This window comes from Dolichospermum planctonicum (assembly GCF_005402965.1).
Lineage (GTDB): Bacteria > Cyanobacteriota > Cyanobacteriia > Cyanobacteriales > Nostocaceae > Dolichospermum > Dolichospermum planctonicum.
Map to the genome: position 1 here is coordinate 61,345 of NZ_BJCF01000018.1, position 16,974 is coordinate 78,318.

The window sequence follows — 16,974 nt, forward strand, 5'->3', positions numbered from 1 at the left end:
TTTGTTACTATACCCTTTTTTCTCACGCAGAGGCGCAGAGAAACGAGATAATTAAAAGAGTTGAGTTATTTCTACTGTGTAATTCTTTGTGTAATTCTTGATGTATTAATTTATTGGTATATTTACTCTCAATTGAGATTAATACTAATCAAACATAAATAACAATTAGATAATTTGTCTAAAAGTAAGATTTATTCTTGGCTGTGTAAGTTTGTTTACTTTAGGTATTTGATGTTGCCAAAAATGCTGTGTAGTTCCTTTCATTATTAATAAACTTCCATGAGTTAGCTCAAGTTCGTATTTTAATTCTTTTTGTATTTTATGTCTAAACGTAAAACGACGATTAGCACCAAAACTTACAGAAGCAATTACAGGATTTTTTCCAAGTTCTGGTTCATCATCACTATGCCAAGCTACGCTATCTTTGCCATTACGATATAGATTTATTAACACACTATTGAATTTAATTTCAGATAAAGATTCAATTTTAGATTTAATGTTAATTAATGTAGGATTCCATAAAAGAGGTTGCATTGTGATTTTTGAGTAACAATAAGATTTACCTATATCTCCATACCAAGCTGTAAGCCTTGGTAAGTTTACTTGCTTACCGAAAAGTATTGTTGATTCTTGACTCCAAGAAGTAGTTTCATGTAATTCAAAAAATAATTGATTACTTTCGTTAATATCAAAGAAACTTTGATAAAATATTACTTCAGCATCAGGCATGAGTAGCTTTTCGCACTGATGCTTACTTTTCTCATTTCCATGATCCCATATCGAAAGTTGATTAAACATGAAATAATTTCAACTCCTATCTACAACTTTTTAGTCAATCTATGATCAATGATATCATAGTCAATTATTCATAATGTTGCTATATATTGAATTTCCTGAAACTCTATTGTATAATATCCTCACTGTAGATACAGTGAGAATATTATTATGAACTGTTTTCAAATTATTAAGTCTGTTTTAGATGAAGCGTACAGTCAAATACCCGGAATCGCTCTTTCTTCTGTTCTTCCTTCGTGTTCTTTGTGTCTTCGTGGTTCGTTAAAAAAGATGTTGGGAAGTTGAGGAGGTGCGTAAGCGTTGCGCTCCCTAGGAATCGCTGTTTGGGGGGTTTGGGGAGTGAGATGGAATAATTTGCCTAGTTTTATTGTCCAAGTTGGATTAAGTGTAGTGCTATTAAATACTATTTCTATGTTAGTAGGGTTTGATCTTAGCAAATTGTTAAAGCCTTTGGCGATTTATTACAGCAGATTTCAACTTCGTAAGGAACAAAAATACCCCATCCCGCGCCCCTCACTTGGGAGTGTACATCATAAACCTAAAATAGGCTGTATTATTTGATAATATTGATAATATTTTGTGATCAATAAAACGTTAAAATCTTTAACATACTTGAATTTAAGTAAGAAATTACTTTTGTGAATTCCTGTTTGACAGGAAAGTTCTGTCTAATTTGAAAATTGTAAAAAATTGGTAAATAAAAGTGAATCTACCTTTGATTACTCGTGCTGAACGACATAACAATCAGATAGCAATTGTTACAGATAAAGAAGCATTTAGCTATCGTAATTTACTGGATATTTCTAGTCTAATTGCCACAGGTCTGCTGAAGGAGATAGAAGACTTACAAGAACAGAGAGTTGCTTTTCTCATCCCCCCAGGGTTTGAGTATGTGGCCACTCAGTGGGGAATTTGGCGGGCTGGAGGAATAGCTGTACCGCTTTGTGTTTCTCACCCTCGTCCAGAATTGGAGTATGTGATTACAAATTCAGGAGTATCAATTATTGTTGCTCATCCCCAATTTGAGGATACGCTACGAGCGATCGCTACTGAGAAAAATTTACCTTTGATTCTCACCTCACAAACACTGCCAAATCATGTTACCACCTTACCAAATGTAGATATTAAAAGACGGGCATTAATTCTCTATACCAGTGGGACAACGGGTAAACCAAAAGGTGTAGTGACAACCCATGAGCATATTCAATCTCAAGTTACCAGTCTAATTACTGCTTGGGAATGGACATCGAATGACCGCATTTTAAATATACTGCCTTTACATCATATTCACGGTATTATCAACGTCCTCACCTGTGCTTTATGGGCTGGGGCTGAGTGTCACATATTCAGTAAATTTGATGCCCAAATCGTTTGGGATCGTATTTGTGACGGGGACTTAACCCTATTTATGGCAGTACCGACAATTTATGTAAAATTGATTACTGCTTGGGAAAATGCTACTCAAGAACGTCAAACAAGCATGGGAGCAGGGTGTAAAAAAATGCGTTTGATGGTTTCTGGTTCAGCGGCTTTACCAGTGCAGGTGTTAGAAAAATGGCAAAGCATTAGCGGTCATTTCCTTCTGGAACGCTATGGAATGACGGAAATTGGTATGGCACTATCCAATTCTTTACATGATCAAAGATACCCAGGATACGTTGGTCAACCTTTACCGCAAGTGGAGGTGAGATTAGTAGATGAGAGTGGAGAATTAGTGTCATCAGGAACACCAGGGGAAATCCAAGTCAAAAGCCCTGGAGTGTTTTTAGAATATTGGCAAAACCCCCAAGCAACGGAAAAGGCATTTAGAGACGGCTGGTTTTGTACTGGAGATACCGCAATAGTTGAGAATGGCAACTACCGCATTTTAGGGCGAATGAGCGTAGATATCATCAAAACAGGAGGGTATAAAGTTTCCGCTTTAGAAATTGAAGAAGTGTTAAGAAATCATCCAGATATTCAAGAATGTGCAGTGGTTGGGGTGGTTGATTTAGAATGGGGGCAGCGAGTTTGTGCGGCTTTAGTATTATTACCACAACGTCAGTTAACATTAGAATCTTTGAGGATTTGGGCAAAGGAGCAATTGGCAGTTTATAAAATCCCAACTCGAATGATCATAGTTGAGGAATTACCACGTAATGCCATGGGGAAAGTAACTAAACCCCAGGTGGTTGAACTATTTAACGTAAAATAACGAGCCGATAATTAACGCACCCTACAAGGTCAGCTATCGGCTTGTAGCAGTGCTTCGCTATCCCCGCAAAAAGTGTTACAATGAACCATGGGTTTAAAGATGTCAAAAGTAACGAAAAGTAAAGTTGCCCAAAACCTCTTCCCTGTTAAGAGTTCCCTTGTCATAACGACAATTTTTAACGCCAACCTACTTAGGTAAATAATGAATATCCAGAACTTCATCAAAAGAATAAGGACATTCTGTGGGAAAATTTACAGTAAAACCTGTTTTTTCTTGAACATAACCTAAAGCATCCTCATAAATGGTTATAAAAATAGAACTCAAATAATTATATAAATTAGATGTTAATCTATCTTTCAACTGAACTCGAAAACTTCTAATTTCCGAGCGCCAATGATTTTTATTTCTGTCATATTCTTGTGTCCAAAACTGCAATAATAAAAGATGTCTAATTATTTGTTCTAGTAAACTTTTAACTTGATGCTTATCTCTTTTTGCCAATGATTCTAACTCCTCAATTAAATTTTCTAAATCTAACTCATCAAAACGACCTTGTTTTAATAATTGGATAGTTTCTAATAACCATAAATGATCATCAGTTTCATAGAGTTGCTGCAAATTAGTAATAACTGTCATAACTTCACCTTTTGTTATTTACAAGTTACACATACAATCGCCATTATAACATAGATTTGGCGTTGCTGCATTCAAATATGGAATGGGAAAACTCACCACCTCAAATTTCAAAATACAACGCCAAATATTTATCAAATATTTATCAAATATTTAGTTAGTTCTTCGGCGGATTTGGTGGACACCAAAACAGGTTTTTACTGGACACACCCAAAGATTCTAAAATCCCTTTCATCACATCTGTACAGTACATCCAATGCCCCAAATCATCATACATCCGATCAGGATTAAACTCAAAATTGTAATGCAATACATGAGGCAAATTTGAGAACTCATCAGAAGATTGCGGAGAAAGAATCAACAATTGAAACGGCTTACTTTGACATTGTTTTTTCAGTTTATTAAGTAAATCAATTACTCCACCTCGGTCAGCAATACCCGTACGGACAAAAAGCACCTCGTCACAGTGCTGGAGTGCGTACCAAAATCTTTCAGAACGTGCCGTATAACGAACCCGCATCCTTTCATAGACGGGAGACATATCATTAACAGGGTCTTCCGTATCTTCGACTTCATGGGCAAAAGATAATCCCCCCCATTTACTGTGGTAAATTCTGCGTTCCTCAGAATTGTAATGCAGCAAATGAGGATTCCACATATCATAAAAACCATTTTCAATGATATCTGCAATATCTGCAATTTTGGTAGTGCGAGTCAAATCAAAAGGAAAAGCCGGACCGTCGTATTCCATCTTATACAATAACATTCGCACCGCACAGCGATCGCCCAAAGGCAGAATCGCCACCCGACTAATTTCTGCTAATTTGCATTTATATTGCAAAAATACCGCTGATTTGGGTGGTGCTTTTACCCGACTTTCCAAGCCGTCCTGACCAATCATCATTGTCCGAAAAGGTGCATCGGGATAAAAAGGATCTTCGTATACACCTGACGACATAGCTTTTAATGCCTTGCGTATCTCCGGCCACATCGGCTGGATATTGTATTCATTATCTGATTCGTTGATTATCCAGATGTGATATTCATCTTGTTGTAAAATCCCCAGATGCCCATCATAAAACAAAACTTGGGAGTTATTCGGAGCAAAGAGATGGAAAGCGGCGTTATATTCCAGGTCAGCACCAGGGGGAATATTAACAGTTGTGGAAATAGTTCCATTCTCTTGCACAGCAAAGAAAGGCAGTATTCCTTTCTCAGCATTTAGGGATAACAACTTAGCAATGTAGATACCTGGGATTAATCCCGCCTGATTTTGCAGACCAGTTTGTAATTCTTGCCAATAAGGAGCGATAGTATAATTATATTTTGATGGATTTCTAATCCGCAGACTCTTCTCTTCGAGAGAGGCACAAACATAGAAACCTGCACTGTCAAGGTAGATAGGGACTTCGTTCGGTTGCCAAAAGCGTTGTTTTTCTTTTGTTAATTCGTCTTTGTCAATTTGGAACAGGCGCAGGTCTATTGCCTCATACATCAGCCGATGACCGATGGTATTAGGATGAGACGGGTCAAAAGATGTCCCCTCTTGCCAACGTCCATGACCGTTATCTACTGCTGCTAACCAATCCAAAATCGGTACATCCCAATTTAACATTCGGTTGTGTGTATCCTTCAACAGCCAATCATGTTCCGGGGAAAAATCACCATGGGGATAGACTCCCCCTAAAATTGGACGTGCGCCCAGTGTCCGGGTCATTTTTACCAACTGCTGCAAACCACTTTCAAACCGTCGCTGTACTGCCCTTCTTTCGTGAGGAGAACAATAGGCTAACCCTTCGTTACCCAAAGATAAGGCAATAATTACTACATCTGGTTTTTCCGGGGTAACTACTGAGGCAAATCTGGCGATGGTTCTGCTGACATTTGCACCTGACTCTGATAAATTTATGACTTGATGCCCATATTTTTGTTGTAAATCCTTTGCCAACAGCCAAGCCCAGCCTTTCAATAACCAAGCTTTATGTCCCAAAGCCACAGAACTGCCAATCACCACAATTTTCAAACTGTCCAGACCGCCTGACTCTTTTTTTAAGGTTTTATTTTCAGTAAAATTATTGAGATAACCGAAGGCATAAGGTTGTAAATAACCATAAGCACCATCATCGACAACAATAGTACCGGACTGTTCTTCAGGGTTAATTGGTAGCCAGCGGTTTGCACCCATAGCTTCCCATTGTCCATGTCCTTTAGCATCAATGCGTACATACTTATATTCGACTCTTTGGTAATTATTCAAGGCCAAAGACGGCTGAAAATCAATTTCTTGATCTGTCCACCATAAAGGATAGCGATCGCCACTGGTACGCAGATGAACACATTTGGTAATGTCCCACAATCCCAATTCGGGAGTAGAACCGACGATACCAATGGATTCACCAGCTTGTGTATATGCAGTAACCTGGAATTGATACATGGGTTTTTGCTGATTTAGGGATACAATACTTTATGGAAAGGCTGAATCCTTGCAGATACTTTGACAGAATATCACGTATCACAAGCGAGGATGAAAAATATAAGGTATTGTTAAGTGAAAATTTCTTACCTAGTTCGTAACAACTGCACAAAAGTATTACTAACTGTATTGTCTTTAGTATCAGCAGCATATTGAATCAATTTTTCCCGTAGTTCTTTAGCTGCATCTAAAGGCAGTAGGGTTGCTAACAAAAAATATACACCACGAAAACGCGGGTCGCCCATTCTATCAATTAATAATCTTTCGGCTGCATCATTTTCGCCGATAAAGTTTTGCACCAAAAAGAAATCCATGATTTTGTCGTGACGGAAGTACCATTCTTTCTTAGCTTCGCCTTTTTCATCTTGCCACTGACGGCTGACTACCATTTTGTATTTTTCATCGGACAAAGACTTGATAACTTGATCAAATTCATCTGCTGGTAAAGCTTGTTTGTCTTCAACTCGCATTTCATAAACAGCAGCTGAGAATTTTTTTAACGGAAATTCTTGTTTCCACTCTTGTAAATATTCTGTTGCCATTGAATTGTATTGCTGTTCTTGCAAGCGAAATAAATTCGGATATTTGCCTTGTGATAACATGAGAGCCACCACAGTTAAATCCATCGGATTTGAGAGAATGCGTTGGGCAGCATCTAACTCTTCCTTAGCTTGTTGTGGTTTGAGAACTTCTGTTAAATAATTAGTGCAAGCTTGGTCATAATCAACGCCTTGAACTTGGGCATTTTTAGGTAGTCGCGGTTGACGAGAAAGCAAAAATTCTTGAATTTGTTGTGGTTCAAGGGGCTGCAATTTATATATCTTTGCTGTTGAAGGTGGTGTCCACTCTAAGGGCTGGGTGGTCATAATAATATTGCCCCGGAAATAGCTTTCTACAAACTGGACGATTTTTGCCCGTGTTTCCGCAGTGACTTCATTAAGTCCATCAATGTAAATATCTATTGCACCACTGTAAATCAGATTTTTGAGGAAGCCGGCATCTTGTGCCTGTCCGTGTAATTTGTCTTGAATTGCCTCAATTACGCCTTTATGACACTTTTGGGCGGGGAGATAAACTAGAATGCGTTGGGAGTTTTTGACCAGATGACGCAGAAACATTGATTTACCCAAACCAGAATCGCCTTCTAAGACAATTTGCCCTTTGATACTGGGGAGGGCTGCAGTGACAGGGACAATTTCTTCAGCACCAGGAATTTTGACTCTCGACTCTGGGAAGTATGATTGGTCATTAAATTTATCTAAGCCTACATCAGCTAATAAGGAAGGCTGGAATGGTTCAAATAATTTGCGGCGAAAGGGAGGACACCAGGTGAGGAGAAAGCCGACATAACCGACACCGAGAATGCGACGTACCCAAGGATTCCAAAAGAAGATGGCCTGGATTTGGGGAAATTTGGGATAGGCAAAGATGAGTGCTAACCAAAAGGCTGCGTGAGAAATGATAGTAATTCTAGCGTTAAAAAACCACTGCCCACTTTGCAGGTTAACTATGACTGATTGTAAGGAATCAGCTTCGTTGAATCCAGCATTTTTCAGGTTGTTGTAGTGAGTTTGTAAAAGAACAATATCTTGTGGTTGCCAAGAGACTTTTCTGGCAACTACAGCAATTTGCTTTGCTAAATCTGCCTTTAATTTAGTTAAATCTTGGCTGTCTTTCCAGACTTCCTGAAGGACTTTTAGTGTTTTTTCACCTTCATCATGTGTCAGCTTTTCAGGAATTGCTTTTGGTTCGGGTTCGCCTACCCATGTCAGCAAGGTTTTCACGTCATCAGTGCCACCACCAAGGAAATAGGTTAAAAATCGCCATTTGGCAATTTCTGATTGGCCTTCGTAATAGACGCTATCCAGAATTACCACAACTTGATCTAACCTAAGTTTTCCTATCTTCCCCAATGCCTCTGCTGCACCTTGACGAACATATTTGTCAACGGATTTATCTTTGAGGATGTCGAGAATGTCTTTAACGTAGGGTTTGGCAGCCTCCCCTAGATTCCCCAATGCCTTTGCTGCACTTCCACGAACATTGTAGTCAACGGATTTATCTTTGAGGATGTCGAGAATGTCTTTAACGTAGGGTTTGGCAGCCTCCCCTAGATTCCCCAATGCCTTTGCTGCACTTCCACGAACATCGGAGTCAACGGATTTATCTTTGAGGATGTCAGCGATGTCTTTAACGTAGGGTTTGGCAACCTCCCCTAGATTCCCCAATGCCTCCGCTGCACTTCCACGAACATCGGAGTCAACGGATTTATCTTTGAGGATGTCAGCGATGTCTTTAACGTAGGGTTTGGCAACCTCCCCTAGATTCCCCAATGCCTTTGCTGCACTTCCACGAACATATTTGTCAACGGATTTATCTTTGAGGATGTCAGCGATGTCTTTAACGTAGGGTTTGGCAGCCTCCCCTAGATTCCCCAATGCCTCTGCTGCACCTTGACGAACATCGGAGTCAACGGATTTATCTTTGAGGATGTCAGCGATGTCTTTAACGTAGGGTTTGGCAACCTCCCCTAGATTCCCCAAGGCATAAGCTGCACCATAACGAACATATTTGTCAACGGATTTATCTTTGAGGATGTCAGCGATGTCTTTAACGTAGGGTTTGGCAGCCTCCCCTAGATTCCCCAAGGCATAAGCTGCACCTTGACGAACATCGTAGTCAACGGATTTATCTTTGAGGATGTCAGCGATGTCTTTAACGTAGGGTTTGGCAGCCTCCCCTAGATTCCCCAAGGCATAAGCTGCACTTCCACGAACATCGGAGTCAACGGATTTATCTTTGAAGATGTCAGCGATGTCTTTAACGTAGGGTTTGGCAGCCTCCCCTAGATTCCCCAAGGCATAAGCTGCACTTCCACGAACATCGGAGTCAACGGATTTATCTTTGAGGATTTTGGCAGCTTTTTGAGCAATATTTTCTGGTTTCTCAACTACTGATGGCCAATTTTTTAGATCATATTCATTGAGTTTGTCAAAAGCAAGTTTCTTAACTCCGTCATTTCCATCATCAAGGGCGGCTACGATACCGTTAATCTGCCAATCTTGGGGTTTAGGTTTAGGGGTTTCTTTGGCGCTAACCCAAGGTAGGCAGAGAAGAAATGAAAAAATGAATGCCAAAGGATAAAGGATAAAGCGAGAAGGCTTGCTATTATGGCGGAGACTTGTGAGCATAATTGGGGTAAGGTGGCAGATTAGACGCGGTTAACGGTATAATACCAGACTTACCAGGATTTTAAACTTTAACCCTTTCTTAAAAATAAACCAGTCCATGATTTACCGAAGATGTTTAATGAGGTAAAACTTAATGCGTGATAAAAAATTAAATACTTTATAAACACTCTAGCGGTATGCACTTGTATGAGATAAATTATAGCCCCCTTATACTTTTAATATAAGCATCTACACACAAGATGATCAACACTGAATCCTTACGGTTTTCCAAGCCTGTGGCAAAATTTAGTAAAGTTGTCATAGAATTATGATTCTATTATTCTCAACATGACTGTAACTATTCCTAATCTCCCTAGTCTTTACGAAGCCTTCTCCACAGAAGCCAAATGGCAAAAATTCTGGGAAGATCACCAGGTTTACAAGGCCGACCCTAACCACAAAGGTGAACCCTACTGTGTCGTTATCCCCCCACCTAATGTTACTGGTAGTTTGCACATGGGTCACGCCTTTGAAGGGGCTATCATTGACACCCTGGTGCGTTACCACCGCATGAAAGGACGCAATACCCTCTGGTTGCCGGGAACTGACCACGCTAGTATAGCAGTGCAAACGATTCTAGAAAAACAACTCAAGGCCGAGGGGAAAACTCGTCATGATTTGGGACGGGAAAAGTTCCTAGAACGGGCTTGGCAATGGAAAGCGGAATCTGGTAGTACAATTATTAATCAGTTAAAACGGTTAGGGGTATCTGTAGACTGGACTAGGGAACGCTTTACTTTAGATGCGGGTTTATCAAAGGCTGTTTTAGAAGCGTTTATTCGTCTCCATGAAGAGGGTTTAATTCACCGTAGTAACTATTTAGTCAATTGGTGTCCTGCTTCGGGTTCGGCTGTATCTGATTTGGAAGTAGAACCTAAAGAGGTAAATGGTAATTTATGGTACTTCCGTTATCCCCTCAGTGACGGTTCTGGTTTTCTGGAAGTGGCGACAACTCGCCCAGAAACTATGTTAGGTGATACAGGAGTGGCAGTTAACCCCAATGATGATAGGTACAAACATCTGATTGGTAAGACCGTAACTTTACCGATTATGAACCGAGAAATCCCTATTATTGGTGATGAATTGGTGGACGCGACCTTTGGGACGGGTTGTGTTAAAGTGACTCCAGCCCATGACCCCAATGATTTTGAAATGGGTAAACGTCATGATTTACCGTTCATTAATATTATGAATAAGGACGGTACACTCAATGAAAATGCGGGGGATTTTCAAGGTCAAGACCGCTTTGTTGCTCGTAAAAACTTGGTCGCTAGGTTAGAAATTGAAGGTGTTTTAGTCAAAGTTGAAGAATATAAACATACAGTACCTTATAGCGATCGCGGTAAAGTCCCTGTTGAACCGCTCCTTTCTACCCAGTGGTTTGTCAAAATCCGCCCTCTGGCTGATAAAACCTTAGATTTACTCGATACCCAAGATTCCCCGGAAATTGTCCCCCAACGTTGGACTAAAGTTTATCGTGATTGGTTAGTAAATCTACGTGATTGGTGTATTTCTCGCCAATTGTGGTGGGGGCATCAAATCCCCGCTTGGTATGCTATTAGCGAAACTCAAGGGGAAATTACGGATACAACTCCTTATTTTGTCGCCCGCAATCAAGCAGAAGCCTTAGAAAAAGCTAAAATCCAATTTGGGGAAGATGTCCAATTAATACAAGACCCCGATGTTTTAGACACTTGGTTTTCTTCGGGACTGTGGCCATTTTCAACTTTAGGTTGGCCGGAAGAAACGGAAGACCTAGCCACATATTACCCGACTACTACCCTAGTGACTGGTTTTGATATTATCTTTTTCTGGGTAGCAAGAATGACAATGATGGGTACACATTTTACTGGGAAAATGCCCTTTAAAACTGTGTATATTCATGGTTTAGTTCGGGATGAAAATAATAAGAAAATGTCAAAATCTGCAAATAATGGCATTGACCCATTATTGTTGATTTCCAAATATGGAACGGACGCTTTACGGTACACCTTAATTAAGGAAGTTGCTGGCGCTGGTCAAGATATTCGTTTAGAATATGACCGGAAAAAAGATGAATCGATTTCAGTAGAAGCCTCTCGCAATTTTGCCAATAAATTGTGGAATGCAGCCCGATTTGTAATGATGAATTTGGACGGACAAACTCCAGCCCAATTAGGTCAACCAGTTCCCACAGAATTAAGTGATAGGTGGATTCTTTCCCGTTTTAACCAAGTTGTTAAACAAACAAATCATGACATTGATAATTATGGTTTAGGAGAAGCAGCAAAAGGACTTTATGAATTTATTTGGGGTGATTTCTGTGATTGGTATATTGAGTTAGTCAAATCCAGATTACAGAAAGATGCAGACCCTATATCTCGCAAAATTGCCCAACAAATCATCGCTTATGTTTTAGAAGGGATTTTAAAATTATTACATCCCTTTATGCCTCATATTACTGAAGAAATCTGGCAAACTCTCACCCAACAACCAGCGGAAAATCCCCAACTGTTACCTTTACAATCCTATCCTGAACCCGATTATAAACTGATTGATTCAGTATTGGAAACCCAGTTTGATTTATTAATTGACACAATTCGCACAATTCGCAATTTACGAGCAGAAGCAGATATTAAACCAGGGGTAAAAATTACTGCAAATTTGCAAAGTGAAAGCGAAAGTGAAAGGTTTATTCTCACTGCGGGACAGGCCTATATTCAAGATTTAGCCAAAGTTGAAACATTGACAATTGTTGATAATAATCCTATTGTGATTCCCGCAGAAACTCCACCAGTTGAAGATAGTAAATATTGGGGTGGAATCACGACCGTTGCTGTAAGTATTCTTGGGTTTATCGCTTTGCGAGTAGCTTTATTTGTGGCAAATACTGCGTTAGATATTCCCATTTTTGGCACTAGTTTTGAACTAATTGGTTTGGGTTATACCGGTTGGTTTGCTTTCCGCTATTTACTCAATGCTGAAACAAGAAAAGAGTTATTTGCAAAATATTTTCCAGCTAGTCAAACACCAACTGAACCACAAGTTATACCAACAGTAACCGAAAATGAAAAAGAAAATTCCATTGCGGGTGTTGTCGGCACTGTACAGGTAGTAATTCCCTTAAAAGGAGTTGTAGATATTGAAGTTGTGCGGGCTAAATTGGAGAAAGCTTTGCAAAAAGCCCAAGCCGAAGCCCAATCTTTGACTGCTAGATTAAGCAATTCTAAATTTGTGGATAAAGCCCCCGCAGATGTGGTACAAAGCACTAGGGCTACTTTAGTAGAAGCCGAAAAACAAGCAGAAATTTTACGCATACGTCTGAAGACGTTTTTGTAGATCTCGCCTACGTAGCTTGGTTTAAGTATAATGGGTGATTGGTAATTATTCCTCTTCCCCATTCCCTGTTAAGAGTTCCCTGTTAAAAGTTCAAAAGTATAGGTGTGTCCTCCCCGGACGCACCTTCAAGAGTTTTCGGCATTTTCCTGAAAATAGATAATATAAATAATAGAGGCGTTATGGGGTTTGATGGGGATGAGTTGGACAGAAAAACTAGAACAATTACAAGCTTTATTTCAGGAAATTGACCAGGCTTTGATAGCCTATTCTGGGGGAGTTGATAGTACATTAGTGGCTAAGATCGCTTATGATGTTTTAGGCGATCGCGCATTGGCTGTAACTGCGGTTTCTGCTTCTCTATTACCAGAAGAATTAGAAGACGCGAAAATTCAAGCCGCAACTATCGGCATAGCTCACAAAATTGTCCAAACTCAAGAAATGGACAATCCCAATTATACATCTAACCCGGTAAATCGTTGTTATTTTTGTAAAAGTGAATTACACGATACACTAAAACCCTTGGCTTTAGAATTAGGTTATCCTTATGTAGTAGATGGGGTCAATGCAGACGATTTACATGATTATCGTCCAGGAATCCAAGCTGCAAAAGAAAGAGGTGTAAGATCACCTTTAGCAGAAATTGGAGTGACTAAAGCCGAAGTTAGACAAATTTCCCAACAACTAGGTTTACCTTGGTGGGATAAACCCGCTCAACCTTGTTTAAGTTCCCGCTTTCCTTACGGTGAAGAAATTACTATAGCCAAATTACAGCGGGTAGGTAGGGCGGAAATTTATTTACGAAACCTGGGGTGGCAAAATTTCCGGGTACGTTCGGAGGGTGATACAGCTAGAATTGAATTATCACCGGATAAAATTAAAGATTTTGTAACAACGACAGATTTACCAAGTCTAGTATCTGTATTTCAAAACTGGGGATTTATCTATGTCACCTTGGATTTAGAAGGTTATCGTAGTGGTAAACTAAATCAGGTCTTACCTCAAGTCGCTGTAAGAAAATCATCATCTCATCTGTATAGCATTTAGATTGTATAATCTAAATCAGTCTAATTATTGGGGGGTGTGGGGCATCCCTGGCTGCTCTAGTGAATTACACCTGGCCATTGCATTGCTTTCGCTTTCATAATAGTGCAGTGTCACTTGCACCAGGAAGGGATTTGCTTGTTTCTCTTGAGAATAATCAGACGGCTGTACGGGTGGTGTTTCCAGAGACGGAAAAATGGGAGGAAGGGTAATAGAGGTTAGGGTTGGGGATTGGAAGCTCAAAGGCAATTGTGATACTATATCAGTTAATTCCAGAGGAAAAAAAGAGTCTAGTGGGGGAAAGAAAGATGGGAATTCTAAGCCCGGTTGTGTAGGCGTTGTTGGCTCAGTCGGACTGGTACTATTTGCAGATGTACTAATAATAATTTGCCGAACTTGACTCTCCGTTAGGTTAGGGTTAGCACTAAGCATGAGGGCAACAACACCGGCAATGTGAGGAGCAGCCATAGAAGTACCAGAGTAAGTGTCATATTGATTATTAGGTACTGTAGAGTAAACATTAACTCCTGGGGCGGTAATGTATGCGATTTCTTGAGAACCAGAACGGTTAGAAAAGTTCGCAAAGTTATTATTTTGATCTACCGCACCGACAGCAATTCCTGAATTATAGGCATAGCGGGCAGGATAGGATGGTATTGAGTCGCCATTATTGCCCGCTGCCATAACCACAATTACACCTTTGCTGCTGGCATATTCAATGGCTGATTTCAGGGTATCATTAGCAGAGTCACCCCCTAGACTGAGATTAATCACTTTCGCGCCATTATCAACTGCATAATAAATGCCTTTGGTGATGTTTGAGTAAGAACCTGAGCCATTGGCATCTAGAACTTTGACGGGCATAATTTGGGAATTATAGGCAATACCAGTAACGCCAATACCGTTGTTTTCTGCGGCTATAGTTCCAGAAACATGAGTTCCATGGCCATTATTATCTAAAACATTGTTATTTTTATTATCAAAATTCCAACCTCGAACATCGTCAATATAGCCGTTGCCATCATCATCTATCCCATTACCTGCTATTTCTTTGGTATTGATCCAAATATTATTTTTTAAGTCTTCATGGTTGTAGTCTACGCCAGTGTCTATAACCGCTACAATAATCCCTTGTCCTGTATGTCCATTATTCCAGACTGTGGGAGCTTTGATCAGATCCGCTCCCCAGTTATTACCACCCAAGTTAGGAACATCTTCATAGGGACTAACACCAGCGGCTTTACTCACTGCTAATCCTGCATTTACTAGTCCATAGCCATTGTTTGAGTTATAATTACTATTGGTGACAACTAACTGATCTGGGGAAGAAGAACTATGATTACCCCAACCCGTAATATTATTAATATTATCAGTGGGATTTTCAAAGGCATTAGTTTGGGAAATAGCTGTATATTGGATTTCTTTTGCAGATAGAAACTTTTGAAAAATATCAAATGGCATAAGTGTTTAATCCCTGAGAATAGCAATATTTTATTTGACAAGGTAATTTTGTCAAAATCTGCAAATACAATAATTTAAACTTGTCAGTTATTACCCTTATTTAATTAATACTATGAGTTAGTGATCTAAAAAGATGTTTTCATTACGAATCAACTAATATTTAATGAATAATTTTAACAACAAAAATAAATTAATATTTGATGACATGAAAATAATGTAAAAGCGATGATTTCATGACAAAATTATGCTTTTTTCATATTTATAAGTTGGTTAGTAAATTAATAGTAAGTTTTAACTGAGGTTGTGAAAAAAATTATGATCAAAAATAAAAATAAAAATAAAAATATAGTTTTGGTTGGTGGTGGTCATAGTCATGCTATTGTCTTAAAACTTTTTGCCATTTATCCACTATTAGGAGTAAACTTAATCTTAATTACCCCAGATAAATATACACCATATTCGGGAATGTTACCGGGATATATTGCGGGATTTTACAATTATACTCAATGTCATATCGATTTGGAAAAGTTATGTAGATTTGCTGGCGCACAATTGTATCTTGATCAAGTCATTGGGCTAGATTTAAAAAATAATCAACTGCTTTGTGATCAGCAATCTGTGATAGATTTTGATCTTCTTTCTATTGATATTGGTAGCACTCCTGGAAAATTGTCTGTATCAGGTGCAGTAGAATATGCAATTGCAGCTAAACCAGTGGCACAATTTTTAGAACATTGGCATAAATTACGGGAAAATGTGGTTATAAATTCGCAAAAAACTCTCAATATTGGTATTGTGGGAGGTGGTGCTGGTGGTGTGGAATTAGCTTTATCAATGCCAGCAGGGTTGCAAAATTTGGGAATAGATGATTTACAGGTACATTTATGGCAGAAAAGTCATGAAATAATGCCAAATTATCATTTATCTGTGCGGTTAATTATGGATAAAGTTTTAATTAATAAAGGTGTGAAATTGCATTTGGGAGAAACGGTAAATCAAGTTGCTCCAGGGAAGGAAAAGCTAAAGATTAAATGTCAATCTGGGTTAGAATTTGAATGTGATCAAGTTTTTTCGGTGACACAAGCATCAGCAGCAGAGTGGGTAAAGGATTCGGGAATTGGTACAGATGAAAAAGGTTTTATTTTGGTGAATAATAATTTGCAATCTGTTACTCATGCCCATATTTTTGCAGCTGGTGATATTGCGACCATGATCAATCATCATCTCCCCAAAGCGGGTGTGTTTGCGGTGCGTCAAGGTAAACCTTTATATGAGAATTTAAAAAGGATGATTTTGGGAAAGTCACTTAAACCCTATCAACCACAAAAAACTTATTTGAGTTTAATTAGTACGGGAGACGGAAAGGCATTAGCTACTAGAGGCAGTTTCACCTTACCCCCTCATCAATTATTATGGTACTGGAAAGACTGGATTGATCGCCGTTTTATGAGACAGTTTTGATACAGTTGATTACCTCATAGTTAATTTACAGCAGTTCCCGGTATTATAAAGTACAGATATTAATGATAAAACTCTTGTGGTGCGGGCATCTTGCCCGCATAAATTGTACCTCACTCAAAACTACTTGCTGTATCTATGGGAAAAAATACAGTATCCCTTGTTCAGCGTCTAATGTCACCATCATTCCCACAGGTAAAGCAGCATTGGGGCTATCATGACCAAAGGGGAGATGAGAAACTATTATTAATGATAAAACTCTTGTGGTGCGGGCATCTTGCCCGCATAAATTGTACCTCACTCAAAACTACTTGCTGTATCTATGGGAAAAAATACAGTATCCCTTGTTCAGCGTCTAATGTCACCATCAT

General features: G+C 39.2%; 10 protein-coding genes and 1 pseudogene. 4 read left to right on the forward strand and 7 right to left on the reverse strand.

Going from position 1 to position 16,974, the window contains the following annotated elements; genetic code table 11:
• Window positions 1-165: 165 nt before the first annotated feature.
• Both FFO06_RS10045 and FFO06_RS21165 read right to left on the reverse strand, forming a co-directional pair.
• On the reverse strand, window positions 166-798 hold the full coding sequence (locus FFO06_RS10045; RefSeq protein WP_137907913.1) for an alpha-ketoglutarate-dependent dioxygenase AlkB family protein: 633 nt from the start codon (window positions 796-798) through the stop codon (window positions 166-168).
• A gap of 194 nt (window positions 799-992) precedes the next feature.
• Entirely contained in the window at window positions 993-1,232 is a 240-nt protein-coding gene (locus FFO06_RS21165) for a hypothetical protein (protein ID WP_162501190.1), read from the reverse strand.
• Between the two features lie 266 nt (window positions 1,233-1,498).
• Here FFO06_RS21165 and FFO06_RS10055 point away from each other — a divergent pair, with 266 nt between their 5' ends.
• Window positions 1,499-2,989 carry an acyl-CoA synthetase gene (locus tag FFO06_RS10055; RefSeq protein WP_137907914.1) on the forward strand — a complete coding sequence of 497 codons (1,491 nt, stop codon included), beginning with the start codon at window positions 1,499-1,501 and terminating at the stop codon, window positions 2,987-2,989.
• Between the two features lie 186 nt (window positions 2,990-3,175).
• On the opposite strand, the gene FFO06_RS10060 is transcribed toward FFO06_RS10055, so the two are convergent.
• The 3 genes from FFO06_RS10060 to FFO06_RS10070 form a co-directional block, all read right to left on the reverse strand.
• Complete coding sequence (locus tag FFO06_RS10060; RefSeq protein WP_137907915.1) at window positions 3,176-3,625, reverse strand: DUF29 domain-containing protein; 450 nt, start codon at window positions 3,623-3,625, stop codon at window positions 3,176-3,178.
• 154 nt (window positions 3,626-3,779) lie between these two features.
• The gene (locus FFO06_RS10065; protein ID WP_137907916.1) at window positions 3,780-6,056 is read right to left on the reverse strand and encodes a DUF1796 family putative cysteine peptidase; all 2,277 of its coding nucleotides are present in this window, start codon (window positions 6,054-6,056) and stop codon (window positions 3,780-3,782) included.
• Window positions 6,057-6,181: 125 nt separating this feature from the next.
• On the reverse strand, window positions 6,182-9,286 hold the full coding sequence (locus FFO06_RS10070; RefSeq protein WP_137907917.1) for a HEAT repeat domain-containing protein: 3,105 nt from the start codon (window positions 9,284-9,286) through the stop codon (window positions 6,182-6,184).
• 327 nt (window positions 9,287-9,613) lie between these two features.
• Between FFO06_RS10070 and FFO06_RS10075 the strand changes: the two genes are divergently transcribed.
• On the forward strand, window positions 9,614-12,643 hold the full coding sequence (locus FFO06_RS10075; RefSeq protein ID WP_137907918.1) for a valine--tRNA ligase: 3,030 nt from the start codon (window positions 9,614-9,616) through the stop codon (window positions 12,641-12,643).
• 195 nt (window positions 12,644-12,838) lie between these two features.
• Window positions 12,839-13,687 carry an ATP-dependent sacrificial sulfur transferase LarE gene (gene larE, locus FFO06_RS10080; protein ID WP_137907919.1) on the forward strand — a complete coding sequence of 283 codons (849 nt, stop codon included), beginning with the start codon at window positions 12,839-12,841 and terminating at the stop codon, window positions 13,685-13,687.
• Window positions 13,688-13,711: 24 nt separating this feature from the next.
• Here larE and FFO06_RS10085 read toward each other — a convergent pair whose 3' ends face one another.
• A complete protein-coding gene (locus FFO06_RS10085) occupies window positions 13,712-15,145 on the reverse strand; it encodes a S8 family peptidase (RefSeq protein WP_137907920.1) in 1,434 nt (477 codons plus the stop codon).
• Window positions 15,146-15,460: 315 nt separating this feature from the next.
• Between FFO06_RS10085 and FFO06_RS10090 the strand changes: the two genes are divergently transcribed.
• Window positions 15,461-16,606, forward strand: a complete 1,146-nt coding sequence (locus tag FFO06_RS10090; RefSeq protein WP_137907921.1) for an FAD-dependent oxidoreductase — start codon at window positions 15,461-15,463, stop codon at window positions 16,604-16,606.
• Between the two features lie 133 nt (window positions 16,607-16,739).
• On the opposite strand, the pseudogene FFO06_RS10095 reads toward FFO06_RS10090, so the two are convergent.
• Window positions 16,740-16,859 (reverse strand): annotated as a pseudogene (locus FFO06_RS10095) (LD-carboxypeptidase); the annotation flags it as partial.
• Between the last annotated feature and the right edge of the window lie 115 nt (window positions 16,860-16,974).

Bases quoted from the DNA above. Each gene is read 5' to 3' on its own strand.
- FFO06_RS10045 (WP_137907913.1), bottom strand. From the start codon at position 798: ATGTTTAATCAACTTTCGATATGGGATCATGGAAATGAGAAAAGTAAG.
- FFO06_RS10060 (WP_137907915.1), bottom strand. From the start codon at position 3,625: ATGACAGTTATTACTAATTTGCAGCAACTCTATGAAACTGATGATCAT.
- FFO06_RS10065 (WP_137907916.1), bottom strand. From the start codon at position 6,056: ATGTATCAATTCCAGGTTACTGCATATACACAAGCTGGTGAATCCATT.
- FFO06_RS10070 (WP_137907917.1), bottom strand. From the start codon at position 9,286: ATGCTCACAAGTCTCCGCCATAATAGCAAGCCTTCTCGCTTTATCCTT.
- FFO06_RS10075 (WP_137907918.1), top strand. From the start codon at position 9,614: ATGACTGTAACTATTCCTAATCTCCCTAGTCTTTACGAAGCCTTCTCC.
- larE (WP_137907919.1), top strand. From the start codon at position 12,839: ATGAGTTGGACAGAAAAACTAGAACAATTACAAGCTTTATTTCAGGAA.
- FFO06_RS10085 (WP_137907920.1), bottom strand. From the start codon at position 15,145: ATGCCATTTGATATTTTTCAAAAGTTTCTATCTGCAAAAGAAATCCAA.
- FFO06_RS10090 (WP_137907921.1), top strand. From the start codon at position 15,461: ATGATCAAAAATAAAAATAAAAATAAAAATATAGTTTTGGTTGGTGGT.